This window comes from Acidithiobacillus sp. (assembly GCF_023255755.1).
GTDB lineage: Bacteria > Pseudomonadota > Gammaproteobacteria > Acidithiobacillales > Acidithiobacillaceae > Acidithiobacillus.
Genome location: NZ_JAGDVS010000030.1, coordinates 27,478 through 36,708, shown reverse-complemented (window position 1 = coordinate 36,708; position 9,231 = coordinate 27,478). Strand labels below are relative to the sequence as shown.

Sequence of the window (9,231 nt, the reverse complement as noted above, 5' to 3'; positions counted from 1 at the left end):
TGCGCCACGGGCGTGCCCGCCACCTCGCGCACTTTCTGGACGTTGTCGGGGCTGTGCGGACAGGCGATGAGGGGCTCCAACTGGTCGAGATCGATTTCCAGCACCTCGTCATAGCCGGCATCAGCATCCGCCACCCACTCCGACCAGGAGGCATCGCGCCCCTGCGCCGCCAGGTAACGGCGGGTCACGGCATCACTGGGGAACACGCTGGTGGTGGCGCCCAATTCGGCACCCATGTTGGTGATGGTCGCCCGCTCCGGCACGCTGAGGTGGGCGACACCCGGCCCGAAATACTCAAAGACTTTGCCGACACCGCCCTTCACCGTCTTGTGGCGCAGCACTTCGAGAATAATGTCCTTGGCGCTGACAAAAGGCTGCAAGCGGCCGGTCAGTTTGACCCCGACCACCTGCGGCATATTGAGGTTGAAAGGCAACCCGCCCATGGCCAGGGCAATATCGAGACCGCCTGCACCAATGGCCAGCATGCCCGCTCCGCCGGAAGTCGGCGTGTGGGAATCGGAGCCCAGCAGGGTGCCGCCCGGCCTGGAAAATCGCTCCAGGTGCACCTGATGGCAGATGCCGTTGCCGGGACGCGAGAAATGTACGCCGTACTTCGCGGCAAAGCTCTGCAGAAAACGGTGGTCGTCGGCGTTCTCGAAGCCCGACTGGAGCATGTTGTGGTCCACATAGGACACCGACAGCTCCGTGCGCACACGCGGCAGGCCGAGGGCCTCAAATTGCAGATAGGCCATGGTCCCCGTGGCGTCCTGGGTCAGGGTCTGGTCGATACGGATAGCGATAGGGCTCCCCGCTTCCAGCGTGCCACTGACCAAATGGGCGGCAAGTATTTTCTGGGTGACATTCATAGCCATGAACTGCATCTCCTGATCTGCGGGAAATCGGTCGGGAACAACGGGTGCCTCCATCATCGCAAAAGCACCGCCCCGCGCCAAGTATCAGCAGACCCTGAATGGCGAAACAGGACTAGATCCAGGCGGCCGCCCGCCGCAAACGCGCCAACGTCTCTTCCTTACCCAATAAAGCCAGAGTCGCATCAATGGGTGGCGACACCGCCCGCCCGGCCACCGCCACCCGCAGGGGTTGCGCGACCTTACCCATCTTGCCGTCGGCATAGGTCAACGCCAGTTCCTGGATCACGCTGTGAATCGCCGCTGCCTCCCAGTTCAGCAACGCGTCCAGCGCCTGCGCCAGGGTCACCAGCAAGGCGCCCTGTCCGTGCAGATGTTTCTCCACATCTTTGGGTTCACCGGCCACCGGCGCCACATAAAACATCTCCGCCGCCGCCGCCATCTCCACCAAGGTCTTGGACCGCTCCTGCAACAACGCCACCACCGCCGGGAGGGCCGGCCCGGCCGCCAGCAAAGACTCGGTTACGCGCACGGCGTTGAGGTAAGGCAGCAGATGCTGCGCCAACCCCTCCGGCGTCAGCCGCTGCATATGCTGGGCATTGATCCACAATAGCTTTTCTGGGTTGAAGGCCGATGCCGCCTTGTTCACCGCATCAATGCGGAAAAATTCCACCATTTCCTCGCGGGTGAAGATTTCCTGATCGCCATGGGACCAGCCCAGCCGCACCAGAAAATTGAGCAGCGCGTCGGGTAAAAAGCCTTGCTCGCGGTATTCCAGCACGCTCACCGCGCCGTGGCGCTTGGACAGCTTTTGCTTGTCTGGCCCGAGGATCATCGGCACATGGGCATAAGCGGGCACCTGGGCGCCGAGCGCCTGCAGAATCTGCATCTGCCGCGGCGTATTATTGAGATGATCGTCGCCGCGGATCACGTGGGTGATCCCCATATCCCAGTCATCCACCACCACACAGAAGTTGTAGGTCGGCGTCCCGTCGGAGCGCGCGATAATCAGATCATCCATTTCACTGTTCTGAAAGCGCACCGTACCGTGAATCAGGTCTTCCACCACGGTCTCACCGCTATCCGGGCTCAGAAAGCGGATCACCGGCGCAACCCCCTCACGCGCTGCCGTGCGCTGCCGGCAACGTCCGTCATAGCGCGGTTTCTCGCCGCGCCCGCGCTGATCTTCGCGCATGGTTTCCACTTCTTCACGACTGCAATAGCAATGATAGGCCGTCCCTGCCGCCAGCATCTGCGCCAGCACTTCCCGGTAGCGGTCCATGCGCCGCATCTGATAGAACGGGCCTTCATCCCAGTCCAGCCCCAGCCAGGCCATCCCCTCCAGAATGGCGGTCGTCGCTTCCGGCGTCGAGCGCTCCACATCCGTATCCTCGATACGCAGAACGAAGTGCCCCCCCTGCTGACGTGCGTGCAGCCAGGAGTAAAGCGCGGTGCGCACACCACCAATATGCAGATAACCGGTGGGACTGGGGGCGAAACGGGTACGAACGGACATGATGCGCAACCTGAGACTGGCGAAAACAGGATAATAACAGCCTCTTTGACCCGCCGGTATCCTGCGCATCGCCGGCTTTCGCCGCGAATCACGCCCTGCGCAGACCGTCAAACAGCGTTTGACTCAAGGCATTCCTTTTGCTTACTATCCAGTAACGGGTGGCAAGCATGATGCCAACTCCATGTTTATTATAATATCCTTTTACGAAGGGTTACATCTGCGGGACGCCCATTGTGGATCGAACCCGCCCAGGAAGGAGTAACATGAAAAAGCGACTCATCGCTGTCGCCACGCTGGTGGCGCTGGGGGGCATTCCTATGGTCTGGGCGGAGAGCCAGACCATAGGCTTGCAACAAAGCGATCTTCAGAGCGGTGTGGCAGACACCTTGAACACCACCGAACAGACTGCGGATTTGCAAGGCGGCGGATCGGGCAACGGGCAAAGCGGTAATGCTTCCGGCCTGTCAGCCACCCTGCAGCAGTTCGAGGCATCAGGCGCCTTTGGCAACCAGACGGAGACCGGCAATGTCTGGACACATATTGATGACGGCCTGCGCATCAGCGACGTCTCACGAGTAGAGGTAAACAAATGGCGCACCTGGTTCCTGCAACACCAGGGTAAGCTGGAACAAATCTTCGATAACTCCCGTCCTTTTCTTTTTTATGTGGTGTCAGCAGTTGCGCAGCGCGGCCTGCCCATGGAACTGGCGCTGTTGCCGGCCATCGAGAGCGGTTACAACCCCAAGGCCTATTCTCCGGCGGCGGCAGCGGGGCTCTGGCAATTCATACCCGGTACCGCCCGCAATTTCGGCCTGCAAAATACCCGCTACGGCGATCCCCGCCTGAGCCTCACCGCCTCCACCAACGCGGCCCTCGACTATCTGTCTTATCTCTACAACTATTTCGGTGGCAACTGGCTCCTTGCCATCGCGTCCTATAATGCCGGACAGGGCACCGTCTCCGCCGCCATCCAACAAAATGTCGCGGCGGGCAAGCCCACGGACTTCTGGGACCTCAATCTCCCGGAGCAAACAGAAAACTACGTTGCCGAGTTGCTCGCCCTGGCGCAGGTCATCAAAAACGCCAGCGCTTACCATGTTTCCCTGCCCATCATTCCCAATGCGGCACATATTGCGGTAGTCACCACCCCAAAATCCGTGGCACTCAACGTAGCAGCGAATCTGATGAACATGCCGGTCAGCGAATTGCGGCACCTCAATGCCGGGCTGAGCTATGGCGTCGCACCGGCCGATTACCAGCTTGTGGTGCCCAAAGGCAAGGCTGGAGCACTGAAAACAGCGCTTTTGACCATGCCCCAGGAAGTAGCCGCACGACCTGTAGCCGCGCCTATAGCCGCACCACCGCTCAGTCACATCACCATCCGCCCCGGTGAGACGCTCTGGCATCTGGCGCAACGGGCCGGAGTCAGCATCACCAATCTCAAACGCTGGAATCACATCCGTTCCGCGCGCGACCTGCAAGTCGGACGACATCTGGTTGTCTATGGCGCCGGCGGTCTGCGTCATGCGGTCTATGCGCAAAACAGCCAGCCGCTCAGGGTGCGTCCGGGCAACACGCTCTCGCAACTCGCGCAGCGGGCCCGCGTCAGCGTCCGCGACCTCATGCGCTGGAACCATATCCGTTCCGCGCGTGACCTGCAGGTTGGCGAGACGCTCACGGTACATGGCGGTGCTGCCGCACCGGTCTATACCGCCGCGCGCGGTCACCAGCGCCTTACCGTCCGGCCCGGTGAAAGTCTCTGGCAAATCGCCCAGCGCGCCGGGGTCGGCGTCGCCGTGCTGGCCCGCGCCAACCACCTCACCGAGCGGACCGTCCTCCATCCCGGACAGGTGCTGAATATCCCGGCACAAACCGTGGTTGCCGCCATCAACCACCGGCAGGAGCGCGCCGCCACCCAGGCACGGACGACGACTTATGTGGTGCGTCAGGGAGATACGCTCTGGCAGATTGCCCAGCAATTCCATGTCCAGCCCAAATCGCTGATTCAGTGGAATCGCCTGGCCTCGGCCAGCGATATTCAACCGGGCTCACATCTCACCATTTATACGCGCTGATTCTAACGTAAGGGGTTTTTGCAATGGGTTTTATGGAAGGTAAAAAGGCACTGGTTGTCGGCGTGGCCAATGACCGCTCCATCTGCTGGGGCATCGCTCAGGCCATGCATCGCCAGGGTGCAGAAGTGCTCCTCACCTATCAGGGCGAGCGCACCAAAAGCCGGGTGGAAGAGCTGGCGAGCCAAATCGGTGCACCAGAGCCCCTGGAACTGGACCTGATGAACGAAGAACAACTGGCTGGCACCATGCGTGAGATCCAGTCGCTCTGGGGTGGCGTCGATATCGGCATTCATGGCGCCGCTTTTGCGCCCAAAGACGAGCTCAGCGGCAGCTATCTGGACGCCACCACCCGCGAGGGCTTCCGCATTGCCCACGAGGTATCCTCTTACAGCTTCACCGCCATGGCCAAGGCCATGCACCCGCTCATGCAGGGCCGACAGGGCGCCCTGCTGGCCCTCAGCTACCTCGGCGCCGAGCGCGCCATGGCCAACTACAATGTGATGGGACTCGCCAAGGCCAGCCTCGAAGCCAGCATTCGTTATCTCGCCTACGCGCTGGGGCCGGACGGCATCCGCGTCAACGCCATTTCCGCCGGGCCTATCCGCACCCTCGCGGCCAGCGGTATCAGCGACTTCCGCAAGATCCTGGATCACTATGCGGAACATGCGCCCCTGCGCCGCAACGTGACCCAGGACGAAGTCGGCAACACCGCCGCCTTCCTCTGCTCCGACCTCGCCTCCGGCATCACCGGCGAAATCACCTACGTGGACGGCGGTTTCAACACCGTCGGCTTCTGAGGCGCACACCGGACCATCGCGGCGCGCCGCTCACCGCATCGCGCGCCCCACCTCTGCAAGCATCTCCTCAAAACTTTTGGCGAAAGCGGCCAGGCCTTCCACCTGCAACTGCTCCGCCACAGCGCCGTCCATATCTATACCCAGGCTGGCCAGTTGCGCCATGGTCCGCCGTGCCCCCGCCATATCGTCTTCGACCCGTGCCACCAGGCTGCCATGATCGCGGAGCTTGACCAGGGTGTCGTCGGGCAAGGTATTGATCGTCTGCGGCCCCATCAACGGCTCGACGTAGAGCAAATCGGAGTAGGCGGGATTTTTGGTGCTGGTACTCGCCCAGAGCAGATACTGGGGTCTTCCACCCGCAGCGTGCAGCGCCCCAAAGTCCTTCCCGTGAAAAACGTCCTGGTAAATGGTGTATGCCGATTTCGCCATCGCCACCGCCGCCTGACCCCGCAACGCCAAAGCCTCCGGCGTGCCAATAGCCTCCAGCTTTTGATCGACCAGCGTATCCACCCGTGACAGGAAGAGGCTGGCAACCGCTTTCACCTTGCGCGGATCACCGCCACTCGCCACCCACTGCGCCAAACCCTTCTGATAGGCGGCATATACCGCGCGAACATGCGCCAGCCCGAACATCAGGGTCACGTTGACCGACACACCGCGGCCGATGAGCGTTGCGAAGGCGCGAATACCCGCGGGCGTGGCCGGCACCTTGATCAGCAGGTTCTCCCGCTGCACCAACCCGTGCAGCCGTTGCGCCTCGGCCACCGTAGCGGCCTCATCCCGCCCCAGTCGCGGCGACTCCTCCCAACTCACCCAACCGTCGTCACCGCCCGTTTCGACATGCACCGGATGCAACAAATCGCAGGCCTTGCGCAAATCATCCACCACCAGACCCTCATACAACCGTTCTGCGGAATCTGCAGGCCGGCGCAGATCCTCCTGATAGTAGGGGCTGGAGTGAATCGCCTTCTGAAAAATACTGGGGTTGGAGGTCACCCCGCTGATCCCGTCCTCGTCGATATAACGCCGCAGAATGTCGTCACGGACGAGGGTGCGCGACAGATTATCCAACCAGATACTTTGCCCCACCTGCTTCCTGAGTGCCCGTAAATCCGTTGCCATACCGATTCTCCTGACGTGATTCCGCCGACATACCCGATACCTATCTGACCTTCAGTTTAGACCAGAGTCCGGCAAGGAGCACGCCAGCCGCCTGCGCTCGACGGGGATTTTGAGAACAAGACCAAACCTGGTTCGGTATTCCGACGTCATTTTCCGATACCAAAATGGATAGAATGGGCCTTGCATGTTTTATGGGAAACATGCATTGATACCCATCAATACAACGCCTCATGTAGACCAGCGCGGGCACCTGGTGCTACCCGTCGGCGTTCGTCACCAGTTGGGCATTGAGCAGGGAAGTACATTTTCCCCCACACTTGGGCGCAATCCGTATCGAAACTGAGTATCCGGTCCCCATAGCGCCTGACGATGCGGTCAAGCCAAGACTCTAAACGCAGGGCTTGATCGTTATCGCCGCGCTGACGAACCTTTCCCAGTCCGCGGCGAATTTCCCCGATGCTTTGCACAGCGATATAAAGGTCGGCGGATTCAACCGCGCTTCAGAACGCCTGCACGCCGGAGTTGGCCTTGCGGCCTTTGCGGGCCTCGCTGATGATGTTGGTGTCCACCAGATACATGGTCAGCTTGCATTGTGACGGGTATCGAAATCGCTATCCTCGCCGACATTTGGCATGCTGGCGAGCACTTCGGCCAGGGGTCGGCGTGGCGGTCGGCGCAGGGTGGATCGTAGAATTTCCCGGTGTCCCGCCTCTGCGCTGCGACCGTGACTCGCAGCCACCTGTTTGAGCGCCAGGGCCACATCCTCTTCGACGTTACGAACAACATTCAGGCGGATGCGGGCGACACCGGGGCGAAAAATGCGCTGGGCCTGGCCTTTTACGCTGCCGGCCGATACGCCATCGCGGCGGCGTGGTTCGCGGCCGCAGCCCGGCAAGGTCATGTGGGTGCCATGGACTGGCTGGGTACCTGCTATCTCAAGGGACAGGGCGTAACCCGGGGCAAGGCGCTGGGCCTAAAGTGGCTCTCCGAAGCCGCGGCGCGCGGGCACCTCATCGCCCAACACAAGGTAGATGCCCTACTGCCGGGGTGAGATGCGGTTACGGTGCTGGCCTTCAGACACCAGAAGGAAGCGGGGTATTAAGGGCTTAGGCTGGTTCACGGCTTACTCGCGGCGATTAACTGGGACACCGGTACGAACAAACATAACGGATCGTCCAATGAGGCCGAAAAGCCCAGCCGTTGATAAAAACGCGCGGCAGTTTCGTGCTTGGCATCAACCACCACGGCATACAGGCCCACTCGCTCCAAAAATTCCACTGCCAGATGCAAGGCGAAAGCCAAGAGGTCTTGGCCAACGCCCCGTGCTTGATAACGTCGATCCACCGCAAGGCGCCCGATGCGCAGGATCGGTACCGGATAACAGGGGAGACGGGGCGGTGATGGTAATGTCCCGGTGGCTACCTGTCCCACACTCACGGTGACGAAACCCATGATCTCAGGAGGGTCGTCGCACAGTGCTACATAAGTTTTGCCAAAACCCCTGCGCTGCTGCTGGCCAGCATGGCGCTTCAAAAAATCATTCAGCACATCATTGCCACAATCAAAGTGGTTACGACCACTCTAAATTCTCCAACAGAGCGATACGTACCGCCATTCAGCGGCGTGCCATCAAGGCCAGCAGGGCAGCGTTAGGAATTGCCGGTTTTTCACAAGCGCTGACAAAAGCCTGAAAGGCCGATTGGGAGAGCCGCAAGGTCTCATGTTCCGTCACCACCTTGCGCGCCGCGTCATAGGCATTCTGCAACATGAAACTGGATACCGTCGTACCCATGAGAGCGGCCGCCTGCTCGATAAGGGCTTTGGCCTCGGCACTTGCGCGCAGGTTAATACGCGGGGTTTCGTGAACGGTGGGCATGGCTGACTTTCCCCTCTGTTCAGCAGCGATATGGCGATATGGCGATATCATACACCATATTGACGTACAGAAAACCGCGCCTGTTGCGGGGCGCCCCGATCAGACCTATAGTTTAATTCGCATGTGGTTCTCTGATTTGCGGAGGAGCAGGGCATGAAAGTCATCAAAAACATGAACACTACTGAGCGCTGGCTGCGTATATACTTCGGCGCCATCATTTTTCTGGTCTATTTCGTCAATCCCTTCCCCTACAAGGAATGGACCTTTTCCGGGTTGCTCATCATCGCCAGCGGCGTGATCGGCTACTGCCCCGTGTATTCTCTGCTCAAAAAGCCCAAAACCGCACCGGCGCCAGACACCATAGCCGATCGCTGAGCGCACCGCGGTAGGGGGCCATATCCTCGGCCCGCAGGCTTCCTCATCGGGGTTCATGCCGAAAATGCGCTTTACACAGCGTTGAAGCCGGGCTGGCGCGGCGCCGCACAGGGCGTCCGCAGTGCGTCCTGTACAGACCCCGCCGCAACGATTTATCATTTGCCCTTAATTTTTCATAAAATCACTGAAAATGGCACTCATCGTACAGAAATTTGGCGGTACTTCCGTGGGCAGCGTGGAACGCATCCGTGCCGTCGCGGAACGGGTCACGGCCAGTCATCGCGCCGGTCATCAGGTGGTGGTGGTGGTCTCCGCCATGTCGGGCGAGACGGACCGCCTCCTGCAACTGGCGCGCGCCCTGGCCGACGCCCCGGCCGAGCGCGAACTGGACACCCTGCTCAGCACCGGCGAGCAGGTCACCATTGCGCTGCTGAGCATGGCCCTGGAGGGTATCGGTCAACCCGCCATTTCGTTCACCGGCGGGCAGGTCGCCATCATGACCGATTCGGCCCATAACCGGGCGCGCATCGAGCATATTGACGATCACAAGATCCGGGCGGCACTGGATGCCGGCAAGATTGTGGTCGTGGCGGGCTTTCAG

The 9,231-nt window shown here is 60.7% G+C and carries 11 protein-coding genes and 1 pseudogene; 6 read left to right on the top strand and 6 right to left on the bottom strand.

The annotated features are described in order from the left end of the window. A partial coding sequence (locus tag Q0C48_RS02510; protein ID WP_291521224.1) for an aconitase family protein occupies positions 1-872 on the bottom strand: 872 nt, incomplete at its 3' end. A 112-nt stretch (positions 873-984) separates the two neighbouring features. Next, on the bottom strand, positions 985-2,385 hold the full coding sequence (gltX, locus tag Q0C48_RS02505) for a glutamate--tRNA ligase (protein ID WP_291521221.1): 1,401 nt from the start codon (positions 2,383-2,385) through the stop codon (positions 985-987). A 263-nt stretch (positions 2,386-2,648) separates the two neighbouring features. On the opposite strand from gltX, the gene Q0C48_RS02500 reads away from it, so the two are divergent. After that, entirely contained in the window at positions 2,649-4,460 is a 1,812-nt protein-coding gene (locus Q0C48_RS02500; RefSeq protein ID WP_291521219.1) for a LysM peptidoglycan-binding domain-containing protein, read from the top strand. A 23-nt stretch (positions 4,461-4,483) separates the two neighbouring features. After that, positions 4,484-5,257 carry an enoyl-ACP reductase gene (locus tag Q0C48_RS02495; protein WP_291521217.1) on the top strand — a complete coding sequence of 258 codons (774 nt, stop codon included), beginning with the start codon at positions 4,484-4,486 and terminating at the stop codon, positions 5,255-5,257. Between the two features lie 30 nt (positions 5,258-5,287). Here the strand turns inward: Q0C48_RS02495 and tal are convergent, their stop codons facing one another. Next, positions 5,288-6,379: a transaldolase gene (gene tal / locus Q0C48_RS02490; protein ID WP_291521215.1), complete on the bottom strand. Its 1,092-nt coding sequence runs from the start codon at positions 6,377-6,379 to the stop codon at positions 5,288-5,290. A 401-nt stretch (positions 6,380-6,780) separates the two neighbouring features. Here tal and Q0C48_RS02485 point away from each other — a divergent pair, with 401 nt between their 5' ends. After that, positions 6,781-6,975, top strand: coding sequence for a hypothetical protein (locus Q0C48_RS02485; protein WP_291521213.1), 195 nt, complete (start codon positions 6,781-6,783; stop codon positions 6,973-6,975). Here the strand turns inward: Q0C48_RS02485 and Q0C48_RS02480 are convergent. After that, positions 6,960-7,280 carry a hypothetical protein gene (locus Q0C48_RS02480; protein ID WP_291521211.1) on the bottom strand — a complete coding sequence of 107 codons (321 nt, stop codon included), beginning with the start codon at positions 7,278-7,280 and terminating at the stop codon, positions 6,960-6,962. The two genes, Q0C48_RS02485 and Q0C48_RS02480, sit on opposite strands and share 16 nt — an antisense overlap. Before the next feature lie 9 nt (positions 7,281-7,289). Here Q0C48_RS02480 and Q0C48_RS02475 point away from each other — a divergent pair, with 9 nt between their 5' ends. Next, entirely contained in the window at positions 7,290-7,430 is a 141-nt protein-coding gene (locus tag Q0C48_RS02475) for an SEL1-like repeat protein (RefSeq protein WP_291521209.1), read from the top strand. Positions 7,431-7,495: 65 nt separating this feature from the next. Here the strand turns inward: Q0C48_RS02475 and Q0C48_RS02470 are convergent, their stop codons facing one another. Beyond that, the gene (locus tag Q0C48_RS02470) at positions 7,496-7,912 is read right to left on the bottom strand and encodes a GNAT family N-acetyltransferase (RefSeq protein ID WP_291521206.1); all 417 of its coding nucleotides are present in this window, start codon (positions 7,910-7,912) and stop codon (positions 7,496-7,498) included. 82 nt (positions 7,913-7,994) lie between these two features. Beyond that, positions 7,995-8,255 (bottom strand): DUF1778 domain-containing protein, encoded by a 261-nt coding sequence (locus Q0C48_RS02465; RefSeq protein ID WP_291521205.1) that lies wholly within the window; start codon positions 8,253-8,255, stop codon positions 7,995-7,997. 153 nt (positions 8,256-8,408) lie between these two features. Between Q0C48_RS02465 and Q0C48_RS02460 the strand changes: the two genes are divergently transcribed. Next, positions 8,409-8,630, top strand: coding sequence for a DUF2892 domain-containing protein (locus Q0C48_RS02460; protein WP_291521203.1), 222 nt, complete (start codon positions 8,409-8,411; stop codon positions 8,628-8,630). A 190-nt stretch (positions 8,631-8,820) separates the two neighbouring features. Continuing rightward, positions 8,821-9,231: pseudogene (locus tag Q0C48_RS02455) on the top strand (aspartate kinase); the annotation flags it as partial.